The organism is Streptomyces akebiae (assembly GCF_019599145.1).
Taxonomy (GTDB): Bacteria; Actinomycetota; Actinomycetes; order Streptomycetales; family Streptomycetaceae; genus Streptomyces; species Streptomyces akebiae.
The window spans coordinates 1,044,125-1,064,161 of sequence record NZ_CP080647.1 but is presented as its reverse complement, the minus strand read 5'-3'; the positions used below and the strand labels follow the sequence as shown (position 1 = coordinate 1,064,161).

16 protein-coding genes and 1 pseudogene are annotated in these 20,037 nt (G+C 71.3%); 7 read left to right on the top strand and 10 right to left on the bottom strand.

Annotation, left to right across the window (positions count from 1 at the left end; genetic code table 11):
* Positions 1-127: 127 nt before the first annotated feature.
* Positions 128-2,026, top strand: coding sequence for an ABC transporter ATP-binding protein (locus K1J60_RS04685; protein ID WP_220651272.1), 1,899 nt, complete (start codon positions 128-130; stop codon positions 2,024-2,026).
* 402 nt (positions 2,027-2,428) lie between these two features.
* Here the strand turns inward: K1J60_RS04685 and K1J60_RS04680 are convergent, their stop codons facing one another.
* From K1J60_RS04680 to K1J60_RS04660, 5 genes are all read right to left on the bottom strand, one after another.
* The gene (locus K1J60_RS04680; protein WP_220645051.1) at positions 2,429-3,184 is read right to left on the bottom strand and encodes a metallophosphoesterase family protein; all 756 of its coding nucleotides are present in this window, start codon (positions 3,182-3,184) and stop codon (positions 2,429-2,431) included.
* Positions 3,181-3,486, bottom strand: a complete 306-nt coding sequence (locus tag K1J60_RS04675) for a BON domain-containing protein (RefSeq protein WP_220645050.1) — start codon at positions 3,484-3,486, stop codon at positions 3,181-3,183. Before K1J60_RS04675 ends, K1J60_RS04680 begins: the two co-directional genes overlap by 4 nt.
* Positions 3,470-4,087 carry a nucleotidyltransferase family protein gene (locus K1J60_RS04670; protein ID WP_220645049.1) on the bottom strand — a complete coding sequence of 206 codons (618 nt, stop codon included), beginning with the start codon at positions 4,085-4,087 and terminating at the stop codon, positions 3,470-3,472. The genes K1J60_RS04675 and K1J60_RS04670 overlap by 17 nt, the downstream gene beginning before the upstream one ends.
* Before the next feature lie 195 nt (positions 4,088-4,282).
* On the bottom strand, positions 4,283-4,543 hold the full coding sequence (locus K1J60_RS04665) for a DUF5988 family protein (RefSeq protein ID WP_220645048.1): 261 nt from the start codon (positions 4,541-4,543) through the stop codon (positions 4,283-4,285).
* Positions 4,544-4,871: 328 nt separating this feature from the next.
* On the bottom strand, positions 4,872-5,675 hold the full coding sequence (locus K1J60_RS04660; protein WP_220645047.1) for a helix-turn-helix transcriptional regulator: 804 nt from the start codon (positions 5,673-5,675) through the stop codon (positions 4,872-4,874).
* A gap of 87 nt (positions 5,676-5,762) precedes the next feature.
* Here K1J60_RS04660 and K1J60_RS04655 point away from each other — a divergent pair, with 87 nt between their 5' ends.
* Positions 5,763-6,095 carry a hypothetical protein gene (locus tag K1J60_RS04655; protein WP_220645046.1) on the top strand — a complete coding sequence of 111 codons (333 nt, stop codon included), beginning with the start codon at positions 5,763-5,765 and terminating at the stop codon, positions 6,093-6,095.
* Between the two features lie 140 nt (positions 6,096-6,235).
* Here K1J60_RS04655 and K1J60_RS04650 read toward each other — a convergent pair whose 3' ends face one another.
* Complete coding sequence (locus tag K1J60_RS04650) at positions 6,236-7,825, bottom strand: MFS transporter (protein WP_220645045.1); 1,590 nt, start codon at positions 7,823-7,825, stop codon at positions 6,236-6,238.
* A gap of 792 nt (positions 7,826-8,617) precedes the next feature.
* A pseudogene (locus K1J60_RS04645) lies at positions 8,618-8,972 on the bottom strand (thioesterase II family protein); the annotation flags it as partial.
* Positions 8,973-9,565: 593 nt separating this feature from the next.
* Between K1J60_RS04645 and K1J60_RS04640 the strand changes: the two are divergent.
* The gene (locus tag K1J60_RS04640) at positions 9,566-10,180 is read left to right on the top strand and encodes a GOLPH3/VPS74 family protein (RefSeq protein ID WP_220645044.1); all 615 of its coding nucleotides are present in this window, start codon (positions 9,566-9,568) and stop codon (positions 10,178-10,180) included.
* Positions 10,181-10,234: 54 nt separating this feature from the next.
* On the opposite strand, the gene K1J60_RS04635 is transcribed toward K1J60_RS04640, so the two are convergent.
* From K1J60_RS04635 to K1J60_RS04625, 3 genes are all read right to left on the bottom strand, one after another.
* Positions 10,235-11,377, bottom strand: coding sequence for an acetamidase/formamidase family protein (locus K1J60_RS04635; protein WP_220645043.1), 1,143 nt, complete (start codon positions 11,375-11,377; stop codon positions 10,235-10,237).
* A 263-nt stretch (positions 11,378-11,640) separates the two neighbouring features.
* Positions 11,641-13,854 carry a cytochrome P450/oxidoreductase gene (locus tag K1J60_RS04630; protein WP_220645042.1) on the bottom strand — a complete coding sequence of 738 codons (2,214 nt, stop codon included), beginning with the start codon at positions 13,852-13,854 and terminating at the stop codon, positions 11,641-11,643.
* A 131-nt stretch (positions 13,855-13,985) separates the two neighbouring features.
* Complete coding sequence (locus K1J60_RS04625; RefSeq protein WP_259407555.1) at positions 13,986-15,068, bottom strand: NAD(P)-dependent alcohol dehydrogenase; 1,083 nt, start codon at positions 15,066-15,068, stop codon at positions 13,986-13,988.
* 73 nt (positions 15,069-15,141) lie between these two features.
* Between K1J60_RS04625 and K1J60_RS04620 the strand changes: the two genes are divergently transcribed.
* From K1J60_RS04620 to K1J60_RS04605, 4 genes are all read left to right on the top strand, one after another.
* On the top strand, positions 15,142-16,590 hold the full coding sequence (locus K1J60_RS04620; protein WP_220645041.1) for an aldehyde dehydrogenase family protein: 1,449 nt from the start codon (positions 15,142-15,144) through the stop codon (positions 16,588-16,590).
* A 10-nt stretch (positions 16,591-16,600) separates the two neighbouring features.
* Positions 16,601-17,800: a PucR family transcriptional regulator gene (locus K1J60_RS04615; RefSeq protein WP_220645040.1), complete on the top strand. Its 1,200-nt coding sequence runs from the start codon at positions 16,601-16,603 to the stop codon at positions 17,798-17,800.
* A 250-nt stretch (positions 17,801-18,050) separates the two neighbouring features.
* Positions 18,051-18,347 carry an alcohol dehydrogenase catalytic domain-containing protein gene (locus tag K1J60_RS04610; RefSeq protein WP_220645039.1) on the top strand — a complete coding sequence of 99 codons (297 nt, stop codon included), beginning with the start codon at positions 18,051-18,053 and terminating at the stop codon, positions 18,345-18,347.
* Positions 18,344-19,723 carry an amidohydrolase family protein gene (locus tag K1J60_RS04605; protein ID WP_220645038.1) on the top strand — a complete coding sequence of 460 codons (1,380 nt, stop codon included), beginning with the start codon at positions 18,344-18,346 and terminating at the stop codon, positions 19,721-19,723. The genes K1J60_RS04610 and K1J60_RS04605 overlap by 4 nt, the downstream gene beginning before the upstream one ends.
* The last annotated feature ends 314 nt before the right edge of the window (positions 19,724-20,037 follow it).

Here is a 20,037-nt window from a genome sequence, read left to right as displayed (position 1 = left end):
GGCCAACAGCGGGTTGCGGGCGCGGGGACGGCCGCTGACCGGTGGCGGACTTCCACCGCACTCCGGCATGCGCCGAAATACGCTTGACCTCAAGTTTGGTCGAGGTCCTAGCGTCGTCCGTATGAGTATGGAGACCACCGCCTGGACCCAGCTGCAGGGCATGATGACCGCCCAGCAGCACAGCCGCCCCCTCGCCCGGACCACGCTACGGCGTATCGGAGCCTTCGCCCGTCCACATCGTCGCCGTATCGCGTGGTTCGTCGGCCTCAGCGTCGTGACCGCGCTGCTCGCCGTGGCGACGCCGGTGCTCGCGGGGAACGTCGTGGACGTGATCGTCTCGGACGGGGACGAGGACCTCGTCGTCCGCCTTGCCATGCTCATCGCCGTCATCGCCGTCGCCGAGGCGGCGCTCGGCCTCCTGGCCCGACGTCTGTCGGCGACCCTCGGCGAGGGTCTCATCCTCGATCTGCGAACCGCCGTCTTCGATCATGTGCAGCGCATGCCGGTCGCGTTCTTCACACGTACTCGTACGGGAGCGCTCGTCAGTCGTCTCAACAACGACGTCATCGGTGCCCAACGCGCCTTCAGCAACACCCTGTCCGGAGTGGTCGGCAACATCGTCACCCTGCTGCTCACCCTCGCCGTCATGCTCACCCTCTCCTGGCAGATCACCCTGCTCTCCCTCGTCCTGCTGCCCGTCTTCGTGATCCCCGCCCGGCGCATGGGCCGGCGCATGGCCCGGCTGCAGCGGGAGGCGGCCGACCTCAACGCGGCCATGGGCACCCGGATGACCGAGCGCTTCTCCGCCCCCGGCGCCACCCTCGTCAAGCTCTTCGGCCGGCCCGACGACGAATCCGCCGAGTTCGCCGAACGGGCCCGCCGGGTACGGGACATCGGCATCCGTACGGCGATGGCACAGTCGGCGTTCATCACCGCCCTCACCCTCGTCTCGGCCCTCGCGCTCGCCCTGGTGTACGGCCTCGGCGGATGGTTCGCGCTGCGAGGCGCCCTGGAGGCGGGCGCGATCGTGTCCCTGGCCCTGCTGCTGACCCGGCTGTACGCACCGCTGACCGCGTTGGCCGGGGCACGCGTCGAGGTCATGAGCGCCCTGGTGAGCTTCGAGCGCGTCTTCGAGGTACTGGACCTCAAGCCGCTCATCGAGGAGAAACCGGACGCCCGCGAGGTCCCCGAGGGCCCGGTGGCCGTCGAGTTCGACGACGTCCGTTTCGGCTACCCGTCCGCCGACAAGGTCTCCCTCGCCTCACTGGAGGAGGTGGCCTCCCTCGACACCCGGGGCGGCACCGAGGTCCTGCACGGCGTCTCCTTCCGCGCCGAACCCGGCCAGACCGTCGCCCTCGTCGGCTCCTCGGGCGCCGGCAAGTCCACCGTCGCCCAACTGCTGCCCCGGCTCTACGACGCGGACGCGGGCACGGTCCGCATCGGCGGCGTCGACGTACGCGACCTCAGCGCGGCATCGCTGCGCGGCACCCTCGGCATGGTCACCCAGGACGGCCACCTCTTCCACGACACCGTCCGCGCCAACCTGCTCCTCGCCCGCCCCGACGCCGGCGACGACGACCTGTGGGACGTCCTGCGCCGGGCCCGCCTCGACGACCTCGTACGCGCCCTGCCCGACGAACTCGACACCGTCGTCGGCGAACGCGGCTACCGGCTCTCCGGCGGCGAACGCCAGCGCATGACGATCGCCCGGCTGCTCCTGGCCCGCCAGCGCGTCGTGATCCTCGACGAGGCCACCGCCCACCTCGACAACACCTCGGAGGCCGCCGTCCAGGAGGCCCTCGCGGAGGCGCTGGAGGGCAGGACCGCCGTGGTCATCGCCCACCGCCTGTCGACCGTGCGCACCGCCGACCAGATCCTCGTCGTCGAGGCGGGCCGGATCGTGGAGCGTGGCCGGCACGAGGAATTGCTCGCGGCGGGCGGACGCTACGCGGAGCTGTACCGGACCCAGTTCGAGAGGTCGACGGCCCACGAACCCGGGGCGGAAGCACCGGTCGCGGTGGCCTAGGGCCACGACAGGCGACGTTCGCCCCGTCGCGACACCCGGCACGCCCTCTCGCCGCACCGGCCGCAAGCCCAAGTACGTCCAGTACGAGGACTTCCGGCCGGCACCCCGAGAGCACGCTCCCCCGGTCTCGGCTGCGCTCGACCGGGAGGTACCCCCCGACGCCGCTCCTTGACGGACGAACGTTGCCCGCCGCGGCACTGGAAGCCGTGCGGTCTCCCGGGGGTCAGCCCTCCACGGTCGCCGCGTGGGAGGCCCCGACCGGCTTGGACGCCGGTGCATCCGGGACCTCCCCTTCGGCCGTCCGCGCCCATGTCGACGGACGGTATCCCCGCCGTCCGGCTCACGCCCGGGTGCCGCGCGACAGGCCCGGCCCCCCGGTCCCCCCGGCCGGGGGGACCGGGGCTACGAACCGTCCCCGCCAGCCCCGCGGTCCCCGTCCACCGGCAGCCCGTACACGGCGAAGGCACGCCGGATCACCGGCTGGGCGACATTGCGCACCCGCACCCCACCGCTGGTGATGCCGTGCTCGGTGCCCAGGTGGGCATGGCCGTGGACGGCGAGGTCGGCGCCGGACTCGTCCATCGCCTCGGCCAGCAGGTAACTGCCCAGGAAGGGATAGATCTCCAGCGGCTCACCGACGAGCGTGTCCGGTACGGGGGAGAAGTGCGTGAGCGCGATACGGACCGCGCAGCCGTCCTCCGCCAACTCGTCCAGCGCGCGGCGCAGTCCGTCCGCGAGCCCCCGGGTGTGACGGACGAAGGCCTTCATCTCGGGTTCGCCGAACTCGCTGCCGCTGCGCCCGGCGAAGCCGCCGCCGAACCCCTTCGTCCCGGCGACCCCGACCCGTACACCGCCGACCCGGACGACGGTCCCCTCGCCCTCCAGCACCGTCACACCCGCGTCCCGCAGCACGGCCGTCACGTCCTCGGGCCGCTCGGCGTGATGGTCGTGGTTGCCGAGGACGGCGACCACCGGCACCGGCAGCCCGGCCACCTCGTCGGCGACGACCCGCGCCTCCTCCGGTGTGCCGTGCCGGGTCAGGTCCCCGGCGAGCAGCAGCAGGTCGGCGTGGTCGGGCAGGGTGTCGAACGCCGGGCGGAGCAGACCCCGGCTGTCCGGCCCCAGATGGATGTCCCCGACGGCCGCGACCCGGATCACGACAGTTCCTCGGGACGGTCCGGCGCGGTGACGTCGGCCAGAGTGATGTCCGCCCGCACGGGCACGCCGGGCAGTTCCTCCGCGGCCAGGCGCAGGATCGTCTCACGATCGGCCGCAGTGGACACCGTGCCGGTGATGTGCACGGCGTCGCCGCGCGCCTCGATCCGCATCCCGAGCTCGGCCAGATCGCTCCGGGCGAGCCGCTCCTCCAGATGGGCTATGCGGTACTCGGTGTGCGCCGGCGGGTGTGCGGCGCGGTGCCCCGGGCCGTCCGCCGCCGGGTGGTCATGTCCTGTCGCCATCGCCGGTCTCCTCCGGCTCGATCACGTTGAGGCGCTCCAGCAGGAAAAGGAAGGCGGCCGGCATCGGCTCGGCACCGCACTCGTGCCGCACCCGGTCCCAGTCGATCTTCTCGCGCAGGGCGCGGGCGATCGGCAGCACGGCACCGAAGTCGCAGTAGTGCTCGGAGAACGCCAGGAGACGCCCGACGAGCAGATCCGTCGCCGCCAGTACGGGCATCCACACGGACTCGACCGACAGCACCTCCGCCCGGTCCAGCAGTTCGCGGCTGACCGGGGCCCGGGACGGCCGGAAGATCAGGTCGACCTCCTGGCCGTGACTCCGGGTCTTCAGCAGCCAGTCTTCGGGCGGCTCGACCACGGTCAGCCCCGCGGTCTCCAGGGTGCCGGTGACCGCCTCGATGTCCTCCGGCAGCACACAGAAGTCGACGTCGTGCTGGAGCGTCCCCGGGCCGCCGTGGGCGTACACCGCGACGCCGCCCGCCAGCGCGAAGGGATGCCCACCGGCCTTGAGCAGCGAAGCGACCTCCTTGGCCGCTTCGAGGATGGCCTGGGTCCGGTCGGGAGGGAGCCCGTCGTCGTCCGGCTCGGCGAGATCGCCCATGCCTTCCACGATAGTGGGACCCCGGCCGATGGCCAGACGTGCGCGAGTGCGCTCTCACCCTGCGTCATCACCGCAGGTCGGAGAGATGGCGTTCGGTCCGGGCAGCGAACGTGTCCCGGACCCACAGCACTGTGTCGACCGCGGAGAGGGCGGGACACAGTGCTGCGGGTCCGGGACACGTTCCGAGGGTTGTGCCTACTCGGCGATCTGGGTACGCCCGACCCACCGGAACGTCATGTTCTCGGATCCCTCACCGCCGCCGGTCCTCGGCGGCGCCGGGCGGACGGTCTCGAAATGTTCGTAGCCATTGCCGTAGCGGATCTTGATCTTCTCGTCGGAGAAGATCACCTCGTCCAGTTCGGTGAGCTCGACCGTCCCGGACAACTCATGGGGACCGCCCTCCAGCTGTACGGAGCTCAGCGCGGTGGCGGAGGAATCGTGGGTGACTCTACGCATGGGCCTCCTCTCGTCTCGCACCGATTCTTCGTCGGACCAGCTTCCTCGGACACCCCTGAAGTTCCCCTATAGATGGGCCTGTTGGACCGCTATCGGCCCCGGGGGACTTGAGGGGGGTCTAGGGGTACGCACGGCAGAACCCGCCTCCCTATCGTCGGATCAATGCGGCAGACGTGAAGGAGACAGACGTGCGCGCCGTGCGGGAGGGGCCCGCGAGCCGGGGCGCGAGGGTCAGCGGACCCGGGCGGCCGTCCCGGGAGTCGCTGGAGCGACAGTCCCGCCGGGAGGTCCGAGCGGCCACTGACGTTGAGCTTGCGGTACACCCGGGTCAGATGCTGCTGACCGTGCTGACCGTGATGTACAGCTGACGTCCGATCTCCCGGTTGGTGTGCCCGAGCGCGGCCAGCGTGGCCACGCGTCGTTCGGCGTCGCTGAGGGCCGGGGCCGCCGAGGAGCCGCCACCGGACTCGGCCGGCTCACCGTCCGCCGAGCCGGACTGAGCGGGCCGCGGGAACTCCTCCGCACCGCTCGCCTTCGCCTCCTGCGTCGCCCGGCGGGCCATGATCCGGGCTCGCCGGAACTCGCCCAGGGTGTGATGGGCCTGACTGAGGTCGGCGAGGGCGTGGGCGAGTTCCAGCCGGTCGCCGGAGCTCTGCAGGGCGTCCACCGCGCGGCGCAGCAGGGCGGGACGCTGCTTGAGCGGGCTGGCCGACGCGAGCACCCGCAGCGCGCCGCCACGTGCTCCGGGATTCCTGCCGCCCGGCAGCTCCTCCTGGTCGAGGAGCAGTTGCCGGGCCGTCTGCTCCCAGCCCGGGAGGACGTTGGCCCGAGCCGGCTCGGTGCGCCACGGCACCGGGCAGAGGTGGTCCAGATTCCGCTCGCGCAGCATGTCACCGCACTGCTGGAGGTCGCTGACGGCTGCCAGGACCCGGTCCGCGGACAGCCCGAACTGACCGCGGGCCAGGACCCGGTCCGCGGACAGCCCGAACTGACCGCGGGCCAGGAGGTAGCGCGGGCCGAACACCGTGTCGTACATCTCCGGCGGCACATTGATCTGGACGGTCTCCGCCCCGGCGGCCAGGTCGCCCATCGCGGCGTGCGCGGCGAGCAGCACCGACAGCGGCAGCCCCACGACGACCCCCAGCCCTCGGGCGGGACCAGCGCCAGGGCGTGCCCGGCCCGCGCGGCGGCGGCCGAGACGTCGCCCTGCCGCAGCGAGATGTCCGCCCGCAGCGTGGTGAACAGCGCCTCCCAGGTGCGGGCGTGGGAACGCTGGGTCTCCTGGATCAGGGCGTCGCACCAGCCCGCGGCGCGATCGAGGCGCCCCGTCGTGGTGAGGGACGCCACCGAGGCGGCGATCACCTCCAGGGTCTCGTCCCCGACCTGGCAGCTGCGCAGCAGTCGTTCGCTCTCGTCCGCCACGCGCTCGGCCTCGGACCGTATCGACGCCGACAGCACGGCCGCCGCCCGTGACCAGAGACTGCCCCCGGCGGTGCGCAGCTCGGCAGCGGCGGCACCTCACGGTCCTTCTTCGAAGGCGCTCTGCGCCTGAGAGCCGCCGGCCCAGAGCAAGTGCTGTACGACGGACACGGCCTCCTTGCCCTCCGCGTCGGCCGACCGTGATCGGCCGACGCGAAAGGGCTGCTGGCACGAGCGGTCACAGGGGCGGTCGAATCGCCGTCAGGGGCCCGCTCAGCGGGTGGAAAGCTTGGCTTCGTGGTCCTGCGAACTCGGGGCCGCGGCATGCGGATCCCCGGCCGACGGGCTGTCGATCCGCAGCTGACGCAGCATCAGCCCCGCCAGCACCGCGGCGACGAGCATCACTCCGGCCGCCGTGTAGGAGGCGATCTGCATACCCTCGGTGAACGCCTCCCGGCTCGCCGTGAGCAGGAGCCCCGCGAGGTCCTCCGGCAGCTGTCCGGCGACCTGTACGGCACCGCCCAGCGTCTCGTGCGCGACCTCGCTCGCGGCCTCGGGGATCCCCGACGGCATGTCGTCGTCCATGGACTGGCGGTAGACGGCGGCACCGATGCTGCCCAGGACCGCGATACCCAGAGCGCCACCGAACTCGGCGCAGGTCTCCGACAGTCCGGAGGCGGAGCCCGCGCGCTCCGGTGGCGCGGCGGCGATGATCAGGTCGGCGGCGAGCGTCAGTACGACGCCCACGCCGGCCGCCATCATCGTGGCGCCCGTGATGACGAGGGCGAGTTCGGAATCGGCCTCGACCTGCGCGATGACCCCGAACCCGGCCGAAGCGAGCAGCAGGGCCGCGGAAATGACGTACGCCGGCCGGATCTTCTGCACGAGGACGGCCGCGAGGGTCGCGCTGACCATCGTCGCGCCGGCGGCCGGCAGGGTCCACAGGCCGGCGCTCCACGGCCGCAGGCCGTACACCAGCTGCAGATACTGCGAGGTGAACAGGCCGAAGCCGACCATGGCGAACATCGCCAGGACGTTGGTGCCCACCGAGGTGCTGAAGGCGCGCTGCCGGAACAACGACACGTCGAGCAGCGGATGGGTGAGCTTGCGCTGGCGCAGGACGAACACGATGCCGACCAACAGACCGACGCCGATCGTCGCCAGCGGGACGACCGCCACGCCGTCCTCGGCGATCTTCTTCATGCCGTAGATGACGGGCAGTACGGCGGCGAGGCTGAACGCGGTGCTCAGCAGGTCGAACTTACCGGGATCGGGGTCGCGGAACTCCGGCAGCAGCAGCGGCCCGAGGATGAGCAGCAGCGCCATGACGGGCACGTTGACCAGGAACGCGGAGCCCCACCAGAAGTGCTCCAGGAGGGCCCCACCGAGCAGGGGGCCGAGTGCCGCGCCGCCGGCCAGGGCGGCGGTCCACACGGAGACGGCGGTACGGCGCTGCTGGTCGTCGCGGAACATGTTGCGGATCAGGGAGAGGGTCGAGGGCATCAGCGTCGCCCCGCCGATACCGAGTAAGGCCCTTGCCACGATGAGCATTTCGGCGCTGCCGGCCATGGCGGCCGCCGCCGAGGCGGCGCCGAAGGCGGCGGCGCCCAGCATGAGCAGCTTCCTGCGGCCGATGCGGTCGCCGAGCGTGCCCATCGTGATGAGCAGGCCGGCCAGCAGGAACGAGTAGATGTCCATGATCCAGAGCAGCTGGGTGCTGCTCGGTTCCAGGTCGGCGCTGAGGAAGGGCAGAGCGAAGTAGAGGACGGTCATGTCCATGGAGATGAGGAGCACCGGAAGGGTCAGCACGGCGAGGCTGGCCCACTCCCGTCCGGTCGCCTTCAGTGAGGGATTGGTAGCCATGAGCGGCACTATACGCTTGTGTAGGACGGGCGTATAGATGGCTCGTTGATTCTGTTCCACAGAGGCCCGGGAATGCGCCACTTCGGGTCGAAGGAAGCGCTGCTGAATGCCGCATTGATGGAGGCGTTCGAGGAGGGGGGGCGAATAACTTGAACGGGCGATGCCCGGACAGGGAGGATCCGGCGAGAGCGGCGAGGAGCAACTCGTCGCCATGTGGACACGGGTGACGAAATCCTTCCAGTCGCATCGCCCCTTGCTCGTGGTCGGTATCGAGGCATTTGCCCAGGCTGAGCATGCGCCGGAATTGCGGAAGCAGTTGGCCGACGACAACGAACGCGCGCCGACGGGCCAGGACAGGGTGGATGTCTTGCGAGCCGTGGGGCAGGGCCTCGGTGTCGTCACGCCCGACGTTACGGAGAACCGATACCAACCGCACTCGTGTCCTCGGGATCGGCACTTAAATTCCGTGTCGTTTTTCTTGGTATTTTTTTACCGCAAAACGCCACCTGGTCGGATCGGTTGTCCCGGAGCCGTCGCAGGACAGCGGGCCGGCTTATCTGGAATTCGGTGGCGATCGCCTCTCACGCCACAATGCAGTTTCGCCAAGAGTTTGCATGGAGTGTGTTAAGAACCGGCAAGAGCAATGGGGGGAGAGGCTTGGGTCCGGCACGAGGCAACGGCCGCACGCTCCGCGACGAACTGCCGGATCTCCCGAAGCACCTCCGGGGCATGCGAGTTGAGATAGAAGTGACCGCCGTCGAAGAAGCGGAAGGTCGTGTCCTTGGCCGTGTGCGAGGCGAAGAGACCGAGCAGTGTGGTGCCCCTGGCCTCCAGCCGCAGGGCCACCTCGTAGGCCGGCGGCGCGCCCATGCTGGGCCCGAAGAAGGTCAACGGCCTGTCGAGCCAGGGTTCGAGCTCCGGGACGATGAGGTCGGCCAGTTCCTCGATGCTGTCCACCAGGGGCTCCGTGCGGCGCTCCTGACGCCCCGGATACTGCACCGCCACCACGTCGATCTCCGGGCAGGGCCCGTGAGACCGGGTGGTAGTAGGTGGCGGAGCCACCGGCGTGCGGGAAGCAGACCAGGCGCGTCGAGGCGTCCGGCGCGGGGTGGTAACGCCTGATCCACCTCTCGGAGTTCGTCACCATGCTGAGGCGAGTCCTTTCGTTCCAGACGGTTGCCGGGCCGCAGGGCCGGCCGGGCGGGGCGCGACAGAGCCCTCCCGCGAGACCGCGGACACCCACGCGCCTGCGTGCCGTCGGGACGGCGTGAGCGGCGGGGCGGCCGTGCCCGCCCAGTGGACGCCGCGACGCCCCTGCCCCCGCCAACACAGACGCCCCCTACGTCGGGTCCCCGCCACCCCTGACCTCCGGGACGGCGATGTCCTCCCTGCGAAGGACGTCTTGACCGATGAGGTCCTCGGACGGGTCGGACTCGGCGTTACGCAGCGGTCGGAGTCGGGAGACGGGAAGCGTGCGGCGTTCGTCCACGGGCCGCCCCGCGTTTCCTGCGTGCAGCCCTGTATCAAGTGCTGAAGCCGTCTCACCACATGGGGCGACTCCTGCGTGAAGGTCTGCAGTCTGTTTCCAGGAGCGTTCTGTATACCGGGACGGCGTCTTGCATTGACGAGATGGTGTGTGACCTCCATAGTGCTGTGTCTGACCCTCCGGGATCTGGGGCGACGCCAGATTCGGAAGCATCCGGAAGTCCAAGCCGACGCGCCGCGAAGGGGAGATCGGGAATGAAGGCAGGTTCCAGAACGACTCTTGCGGGCGAGTTCATGCTGGCCGTGTACCTGGACGGACAGGGGCGTGTTCCCGGCTATCGCACTGGTCTCGACTTCGGCCTGAGCGGTGCGATGCTGATGGAACTGGCTCTGGACGGCTGCATCCACGCTGTTGACGGACATATAGTCGCCGTCCGCGCCGCACAGCCGCGTGACCGCGTACTCGGCGAGGTTCTCGCACGGATCCAGTCGTCGCGCAGGCCGCGTACGGCATCGCAGTGGGTCATGATCCTGAGTGCCGGCGCGCACAAGCGTCTCGCGGCCGGGTTGATCACTGACGGCGTCCTTGTCCGCAGGCCGCGGCGGTTGCCATTGCCGACCGCGTCGGCTCGTCGCTACGACGTCCTGTGCGGGGAGCGACGGGGTGCCGCGGTCCGGTCTCTGCGCAGTGGGGCTGATGATCGCTCCGTCGCACTGACCGCACTGGCGACTGCGTGCGCAGTGGCATCCGGGGATCAGGACGGGAGCGAGTACGGGGCGGCGGTGCGGTCCCTGGGCCCGGCCTGCGCCCAGATCCTGGCCGCGGTCGCCGCGTGTGTGTGGCCCATGGCCCTCTGCTCGTGGGCCTGAACCGCTGCCCCGGTGCCCTTCCATAGCGGGGCGGACATCGGCGCAGCCTGCCGGTCAGCGCGGTCGGCAGACCTCGCGGAAGTCCGACTTGCGGATCTTCCCGTGAACACCCTTCACGCCATCGACGACTTGGGAGACGGCGAAGTCGCCTGCCGCGCTGAGGTACGCCATCGCCAGGTGGCGGTCGATGCCGTAGTCGGTCGCGAGCAGGTCCAGCGCGCAACGCACGCAGTCGCGCATCGCCTCGTTCAGGTCCTCGTCCAGACCGATCGGCACGAGGTAGTCGTCCGTCTCGGCGAACGGGGCGACGCGGCCGTGGCCGGGGCGCAGCGCCGCACCACCCGGTACCACTTCGAGCTTCACGGTGGCGCGCAGCGACGCCTCGAACGCTGTCAGGGCGACCTCGCCATCACCCTGCGCGAAGTGGGGATCTCCGAAGTAGACCAGCGCGTCGTCGACCTGCACTGGAAGGAACAGCGTGGCGCCCTCGCCCAGCAGGGACACATCGATGTTGCCCCCGTGGCGCCCCGGCGGGACCGAGTGCGGTCGCTCTTCCCCGGGCACCGCCACGCCCATGACGCCGAGGAACGGCCGTAGCGGGAAGCGCAGTGAGCCGCGGGCGGAGTCCGACGGGTCGACGGCTATCCTCCCCCACGCACCGTGGCGATCCACATGTGCCGTCGCGAAGGTGACCACGGGGCCGGGCAGCGACGGCATCTCGCCAGGGAGTGCGCCGAAGCCGTGGCGTGCGGAGACCAGGCCGTACGGGACCCGCGGGGTGAGGTCGAGGACGGTCACGGCGAGCAGATCGCCCGGCCGGGCGCCGGCCACGGCGATCGGCCCGGTGACGAGGTGCGGCCCGTCGTCGTCGAAGTCGTGCGGCATGCCCGAGTCCGCCACCTGCTGGGCGTCGTCGAGCACATGGCTGCCGCTGACGCCGTAACGGCCGAAGAACTCACGCGGGTTGCGGCCCTGGTCCTCCAGAACTCCCTCGTGGCTGATCGTGTCGACCGTGATGACGGAGCCCGGTTGCACGACCGCGCACGGTGAGTCCGCCTCGCACGGAAGGCGACCCCACAGGGTGTTCCCGGACGTGGCTGGGACGTAGGTCGTCGAGGCGATCACTCCGTGATGGGGCTGGAGGATCGGGAAGCCGGTCGCGGCAACGTCGAGCAGGGGCGAGTCGGTCACGGTCATGGCCCACCTTCTTCTGTAAGCGATGACCCGACGCTAGGAACGCTCTGTTGCCGTGGTGTTTCACCTCTGGGGCGGCACGGTAAAAGCGTCTCGTATTGCAATACGTCATCTCGGAAAAAGGGATGAGGTGCAACGAGTATGGGCCCCGTCCGGTCTTCGGACGGGGCCCATCGTCGTGCCTGGAGGCGCTGCGCGCGGCGGTGGTGGCGTACGACGTGATCGTCGGCCCGGGCGGCCGGTGGACGCGCCCGCCCGGCCCGCTCTCAGAGGTCGATGACGAGCCGATCGCCCTGGCAGCGGCCGACGCAGATCATCATCGTGCGCCCGGCGAGACGTTCCTCGTCGCTGAGCACGGAGTCGCGGTGTTCGGGTGTCCCGGCGAGGACACGCGTCTCGCAGGCGCCGCAGTATCCCTTCTCGCAGTCGTAGGACAGACCGCTGACGGCATCGCGCAGGACCTCGATGAGGCGGCGGTCGGCCGGCACGGTGAGCGTGACTCCCGTGCGCGCGAGCTGGACCTCGAAGGCCCGGTTCTCAGCGGCGTCGAACGTGGTCTCCGGGGCGTCGCCGTCGGCGAAGCGCTCCAGGTGCAGCCGGTCGGTGAGGTCCAGTCGGGCGCATTCCTGTTCGACCGCCGCCAGCATCGGCGCCGGCCCGCACGCGTAGACGGCGGTGTCCGGGGCCAGCCCGCCCAACAGCCGGGGGAGATCCGGCAGTCCGGCCTCGTCCTGTGGGAGCAGGGTGAGCGCGTCGCCGGCGATGGCGGCGAGTTCGTCTGCGAATGCCATCGTCGAGCGGGTGCGGCCGCCGTACACGACGGTGAAGGGCGTGCCGCGTCCGGCGGCCTCGCGGACCATGGCGAGGATCGGTGTGACACCGATGCCGCCGGCGATGAACAGATACGACGGCGCCCGCAGCAGCGGGAAGTGGTTGCGCGGTCCGCGTACCGAGAAGATGGCTCCGGGCCGGGCGAGTTCATGGAGTTCGACCGATCCGCCCCGGCCCTGCGGCTCGTGAAGGACGCCGATGCGCCAGGTCGTGGCGTCGGCGGGGTCGCCGCACAGCGAGTACTGGCGCAGCCTGCCCGAGGGCAGACGCAGCTCGACGTGCGCGCCGGGCCGCCACCCGGGCAGTTCGCCGCCGTCCGGCAGGCCGAGGTCGACGGCGACGACGCCGTCGGCCGCTGCGCGGACCTCGGTGACCCGCAGCGGAGTGGGTGTGGTCAGCGCCCGGATCGAGCCGGTCGCCGCGGTCGCTCGGGCACCGGGCGTGAAGACCGCCGGGACCGCGTCCCAGCCGGACTGGTTGCCGCGTGTCGGGTAGGGAACGAGCCCCTCCTCGATCACCCGGTAGTCGGGCAGCCTGGTCAGGACCTGGGTCATCATCGCGCGGAACATGGCCCGGGCGAGGTGCGCGCCGACGCACCGGTGCGACCCGATCCCGAAACTGAGGTGCCGGCCGGCGTCGCGGTCCAGTCGTACCTGCTCGGGGTCGGGGAACACGGCGGGGTCGTGGTTGGCGGCGACCCATGGGATCAGCACCCGGTCGCCCGCGTGCATCGGGCAGCCGCCGACCTCCGTGTCCCGGGTGACCGTGCGGGCCATCGACTGCGACGGGGCGAACGCGCGGAGGAACTCCTCGGTCGCGGTGTCCAGCAGGCCGGGGGATTCGATCAGCTTCTGGCGCTGCTCGGGGTGGCGAGCGAGGTGGACGAGGGTCGATCCCGTCAGGGAGGTGGTGGTGTCGACGCCGCCGGCGATGAGCAGGCCGATCACCGACACCAGTTCGTCCTCGCCGAACTCGCCGCCGTCGTCGCGCCGGCCGGCCACCAGCGTGCTGACCCCGTCGGACCTCGGCTCGGACCGGCGCTCGGCGATCAGCTCGCGGATCCGCCGGTCCATGTAGGCCAGTCCTGCGGCCCCCCGCGCGGCGCGCTCGCTGCCGGCCGGGGCGGCGAAGATGTCGTGGATCGGCCCGGCCAGCCTGGCCCAGTCCTCCTCGGGGAAACCCAGCCAGTCCAGGGTCACCGCGGCCGGCAGCGGATTGGTGAGGTCGCGGACGAGGTCGCAGGAACCGAGCTCGACGAAGTCGTCCACGACGCGGGCGGCGTGGCGCTCGATCATGGGGACCAGATGCTCGACCGCCTCGGGGGTCAGCAGCGGGTTGATCAGTTTCCGGTACGCGGTGGAACTCGGCGGGTCGAGCTCGATCGGGTACTGCTCCAGCCCGGGTCCCTTGGGGATGACGATGCCGACTCCTTGACCACCGTGGTCGCTGCGGGCCGAGGAGAACGTCTCGTCGTCGCGGGCGATTCGGGCCACGTCGGCGTATCGCGTCGTGTAGTGGAAGCCGCCGTGTGCCGCGGAGCGGCCTACCGGGCAGGCCTCTCGGAAGCGCGCGTAGTAGGCGACCGGGTCGGCGTTGGCCTCGTCGGAGTGGTGATCGAAGTCGATGTCGATGTCGAAGTCGGCGGACATGGTGGGCACGCTCCACGTGCTCGGACCTGTGCGCGGTGTTGTCCGGCCGCGCCACCGGATGCCGGGTGCCTCATCGGCGTCGGCCACCCTAAGGTGTCGCGCCGCCTGCGACAACGTCCCGTGGGCGATGCTCAGAAGGCCAGCACGGCTTTGCCGACCGAACCGGACCGGACCGCTGCGACGGCCTCGTTGATCTGCTCGAACGGGAAGTAGGTGATCATCTTCTCCACCGGGAAACGGCCCTTGGCGTTGAGGTCGAGCAGTTGCGGCAGGAACAGCTGCGGCAGGCTGGACCCGCCGATGATGCCGGTGACGGTGCGCCCGTTGAGGATGCTGCGCCACTCGAAGCTCATCGACTCGCTGGGGCCGATACCGATGACACCGGCGCGACCGAGCGGCCCGAGAGCCTCCACGGCGGTGCGCAGGACGTCCTCCCGCCCGGTGGTGTCGATCACGAAGTCGAACCCCTCGGGGACGAGGGCCGCCAGCTGCTCGGCGGTGTTCCCGACCGAGGAGTCGACGGTGTGTGTGGCTCCGAAGCCGCGGGCCGCCTCGAGCTTGGCCGGGTTCACGTCGACGGCGGTGACGACGTCGCAGCCGCTCAACCCGGCGGCGATGAGGGCGGCCACGCCGACAGCCCCTGCCCCGAACACCGCGATCGACGAGCCGGGACGCGGCTGCAGCACGTTGAGCACGCCACCGGCTCCGGTCTGGAAGCCGCAGCCGAAGGGGCCGGCCCGCAGCAGGTCCAGTGACGGGTCGATCCTGACGACCGCCCGCTCCGGTGCGACGACGTGACTGGCGAAGGACGACTGGCCGAGGAAGTGGGCATTGACCTCCCGCCCCTCGTGGGTCACCGCGGTGGAGCCGTCGGGCCTTCGGCCGGAGAAGTTCACCGCGTCGAAGCCGCGGCAGTAGGCGGGCGAGCCGGTGCGGCACAGCGCGCACGTGCCGCACGACGCGAAGGACATGGCGACGTGGTCGCCCGGACGCACGGAGGTGACGTGCGCGCCGACCTTCTCGACGACACCCGACCCTTCGTGCCCGAGCAGCGCGGGCGTGGGGAAGAAGGTGGCGAACTCGAGGTCGGTACCGCAGATGCCGACGGCGGCGACACGGACGAGGACCTCGTCGGGGCGAGGGTCCTCCAGTTCCACCTGGGTCAGGACGAACGGCTGTCCGGGCTGCTCCAGCAGAGCGGCGGTGGCACGCACAGGGCCTCCTCTATGCATCACAAAGCGAGACCGCATATTGACATGTGGGACAAGGTCGGTCAAGGTTCCCCCCATGGCGGCTGTTGACTTCCCTTCTTCCCAGCACTTCATCGACGGCGAGTGGGTCGAGGCCCGCGACGGCGACACCCTCGATGTCCTCGATCCGGCGACCCGGCAGGTGATCACCCAGGTGGCCCGGGCGGGCGCGGCCGACGTCGACGACGCGGTGGGCGCGGCGCGCCGCGCCTTCCCCGCCTGGGCGGCGACCAACCCGAGCGAGCGCGGAGCGCTCATCAGGCGGTGGGCCGACCTCGTCATCGCCGAGGTCGAGGCCCTCGCGGCCGTCGAGGCCCAGGACGTGGGCAAGCCCCTGTCGGGGGGCCGGACGAACATCTACATCGCGCACGGCATCGTCGACTACTTCGCCGGCGCGGCCGACAAGCTCACCGGAGTCACGCTGCCGACGCGCAGCCCCGAATACCTGGGCTACACGGTGCACGAGCCGTACGGCGTGTGCGCCGTCGTCATCCCGTGGAACGTTCCCGCGGTGCTCACCGCCGCGAACGTCGCGCCGGCTCTCGCCGCGGGCAACACGGTCGTCCTCAAGCCGTCCGAGATCGCGCCGCTGGCGCCGTTCGCCCTCGTAGAACTCGCCCGCCGTGCCGGCTTCCCGCCGGGCGTGATCAACGTCGTCGCGGGGCTCGGCCCCGAGGCGGGCGTCGCACTCACCACCCACCCGGGTGTCGACCACATCAGCTTCGTCGGCTCCACCGCCACTGGGCGGGCGATCATGGCGGCCGCCGCACAGAACCTCGTCCCGGTGAAACTGGAACTCGGCGGCAAGTCGCCGAACGTGGTCTTCGCCGACGCCGACCTCGACACGGCGATCCCCGCGATCGTCGCCTCGATCACCGAGAACGCGGGGCAGAACTGCTACGCCGGTTCCCGGCTGCTCGTGGAGGCCTCGGTGCACGACGAGGTCGTGGAGCGGGTCGCCGTCGGCATGGCCGACGTCAAGACCGGGCCCTGGGAAGCCGACCTGGACATGGGGCCGCTGGTCAGTGCCGCGCAGTTCGCGCGCGTCAGCGGCTTCCTCGAGGACGCGCCTCGCGAGGGGGCGCGGCTGGTCACCGGTGGCAGGCCCACCGGCGACGGGTGGTTCGTCCCGCCGACCGTGTACGACCGGGTGGACGCGGGCATGCGCGTCGCCCGGGAGGAGGTGTTCGGCCCTGTGCTGGCCGTGCAGTCGTTCCGCGACACCGCCGAGGCGACCGGGTTGATGAACGCGACGGACTTCGGCCTGCTGGCCTGCATCTGGACCAACGACATCTCCCGGGCGTTGCGGCTGGCGAAGGACGTCCGCTCCGGGCAGGTGGCGGTCAACCAGTTCCACGACGCGGGAGTCATCGGCTTCCCCTTCAACATGCAGAAGGACAGTGGCTTCAGCCGGGGCGGCGGGTACGCGGCGCTGCGCGAGTACACCCAGGAGAAGGGCGTGGCCATCCGGCTGCTGGCCCGGTGAGACCGACACCATGGGAACCATCGCCGGGGCACGGTCGGAACCGGCCCGGGAAGGACCGGGGCCGGAAGCCTCACCTGCCGTGCTGGAGCGGGAGCTGACCGAGGCCGTGCTCGCCGGCGCCGCCCGCTCGGACGTCCTGCACGCGCTTCGCCGGGCGACCGGCCGACAGGTGCGGCTGCTGTCCGCTGACGGCGCGCCGCTGGCGACCACCGACGGCGGCACGGGAGTACCGGCCGCGGTGGCGGACGGCGTGCTCGCCGACGTGAGCGGACCGGCCGTCGACACGCTGGACGGGCTGCGGGCCACGGCGCTGCCCGTGCGAGCGGGGACGACGGTGGCCGGCGTGCTGCTGACCATGGGTCCCGGTGATCCACGCGTGCGGGCGCTGGCAGGTGCCGCCGTCACCGCGCTGCTCATCGACGCCGTGCGCGCGGGGGGCGGGTCCGCCGAGGTCTCGACGCAGCTCACGCCGGCCGACGTCATCGCCGCCCTGCGGTCAGGCACGGTGAGCCCCGCGGCGTGCGCGGCGGCGGCGGGACTGGGGATCGATCTGCGGCGACCGCCGGCCGGTGCCGTACTGCACTACAGCGGCTCCCGCCCGCGTGCCTGGTCCACTGCCCTCACCTGGCTGGAGCACCCTGTGCGGCAGGAGGGGCGCACCGCGTGGACCGTGGTGCCCGACGAGGCCGTGCTCGACCGGCTGCGGAACCGGCTGCGCCTCATGACCGGCGACGACTCCGCCGACCACGTCATGGCGGCGAGCGGTTCCCGCCCCGACTCGACCGTGGGCCTGGCCCGGTCCTTCACCGAGGCCGAAAGGCTGCTCGGACTTGCCCGGATCCGGAGGGTCCCGCTGCTCACCTTCGACCACTGCGGGGTTGTCCAGGTACTCCTGCCCCTCCCGCGTGCGCAGGTCGAGGCCTACGCCGAGGCGCACCTCGGGCCGATCCGGCAGCGTCCGGAGCTGATGGCGACACTGCGTGCCTGGCTGGCCGAGAGAGGCAGCAGGCAGAGCGTCTCCGCGCAACTCCATCTGCACCGCAATTCGGTGGGTTACCGGGTGCGCCAGATCAAGAGTCTCCTGGGCACCGACCCCCTGATTCCCGCCGCCTCGGCGCAGCTGCACCTGGCGCTGGCCGCCCTGGACCTGCTCGCCGCTGACGACCAGCGGCTGTACGGCGACGACGAGCCGGTGCCGACCGGGGGCTGAGCCGCCATGTGCCGCCGTCGCGCGGCGCGGTGACGCCTTCCGACACGGTGGCCCTCACGCGCCTCCGTACCCTCGCCGACCTGCGGTGGCCTGGGCTGTCAGCCATCTGAGTGGGCGATACACCAATGAAACCAAGATGTTCCTCGGGAGCGTTGACAGCACCCGTCGGCGGGGGCAGAGTACCTCGCAATACGTTCCACCGCCTCGCAATGCGAGACGGCAAGGGTGAGGAGGCAGTGCGGTGCGAGCCATGGTGCAGACAGATTTCGGCGGACCCGAGGCCGTGTCCCCGCAGGGTTTCCCCGAGCCGGTCCGCGGACCGCGCGACGTTCTCGTCGAGGTCGTGCACCGCGGGCTGAACCGCCTGGACCTGCCGCAGCGCATGGGGCCGGGCCGGGTACCCGGCTTCCGGCTTCCGCCCGTGCCGGGCATGGACTTCGCCGGGACGGTGGTGGCGACCGGGACCGCGGTCAGCTGGGTCGTCCCCGGTGACCGGGACGTGCTCGCCGCCCGCGAGACGATCGGCAAGGTCGTGATCGAGCCATGACCGACCTTCTGATCGTGGGTGGCGACGTCGTCACGATGGACCCCGCTCGGCGCGTCCTCACCGGTACGACGGTCGCGGTCTCCGGGGACGGCATCGCCGCACTCGGCACGGCCGCGGACCTGCGCGCCCGCTTCCCGGGAGCGCGGGAGATCGACGCGTCGGGCTGTGTCGTGATCCCGGGCCTGGTCGACGCCCACCAGCACACCACCGTCGACCCCCTCGTGCGCAGCACGATCCCGGACGACATCGGCTCGCAGGAGTCGATCTTCGACTGGATCGTCCCGCTGCACGCCCACGCCGACGGTGACGACGACGAACTGGCCGCGACCATCACGGCGGTCGACTGTCTGACCCGGGGCGTCACCACGGTGCTGGAACCGGGCACGGTGGCCTACCCGGAACGAGTCGCCGCGGGGCTCGCCGCCGCAGGTGTCCGCGCGCGGGTCGGCGGCTGGGGCTGGGACGCCGAGGGCGTGCCGTTCGGCGCGCCCGCCGACGAGGTGCTCGCCCGGCAGGAGGACATCGTCAGGTCCCTGCCGGCCACCGGGCCGGTCACCGGCTGGGTGACGCTCGTCGGCCACGACCTGGCGAGCGACGAACTCTTCGCCGGGGCGGCGAGCCTGGCCCAGCGGCTCGATGTCGGACTCACCTGGCACATCTCGCCGGGACCCGCCGACATCGAGGCTTACGCCCTGCGCTGCGCGCGCCGGCCGGTGGTCCACTTCCGCGAGCTGGGGGTGCTCGGCCCACGTCTGCTGCTGGGGCACGCCCTGTGGCTCGACGACGCGGAGGTCGACGCCATCCTCGAGACCGGAACCGCTGTCGCCGTCTGCCCGGGGGCCTACCTGCGTCTCGCCCAGGGGTACACGCGTGCATCCCGCCATGCCGAACTGGTGCGGCGTGGCGGCCGGGTGGCGCTGGGCTGCGACGCGCACAACGCCGGTGACGGCCCGGACGTCCTCCTCGCCGCCTACCTGTTCGCCGCCCTCGAACGCGACCGTGATCTGCCCGACCCTGTCCGCGCCGAGCAGGCGTTCGCGCTGGCGACGATCGACGGCGCTCGGGCCATCGGTCTCGGCGACCGCATCGGCTCGATCGAGGTGGGCAAGGCCGCCGACATCGTCGTGCTCGACGCCGACGATCCCGCCTGGATCCCCCGGGGCGACCTCGCCCGCCAGCTCGTATGGGGTCATGTCTCGCGCACCGTCCGTGACGTGCTGGTCGACGGCCGCGTGGTCGTCCGTGACCGGCGGCCGACGGGTGTTGACCTGGCGGCCGTCGCCGCGGCCGCCGCCGAACGATCCGCCGCCCTCCTCGGACGCGCCGGCATCACGCCCCGCCCCACCTGGCCCACGGAGCGGGCGGCCGACCGGTAAGGAGACCCGCCGTTGAACGTCATCGACAAGTCAGGGCTTCCGTCGGCGAGGAAACAGGACCCGCTGTCACGAGGGATGGTCGCCGGCCCGGCCGGCACGACCTACCAGGCTCGCCTCCGACACACTCGCCTCCAACACAGGAGTCGACGCCGCGCCGTACGGCTGCTGCACGCAGTTCAGCGAGGGCCGCCGTCGATCACGGTCGTTCACCGGTGCCCGGCAGCCGGACACCCCCAGCCGAAGACGCCTGGCTCGACACCGAGCACACCGACGCTCTCACAGCGAACGTCACGACCAGCGAGACCCTCGATCAC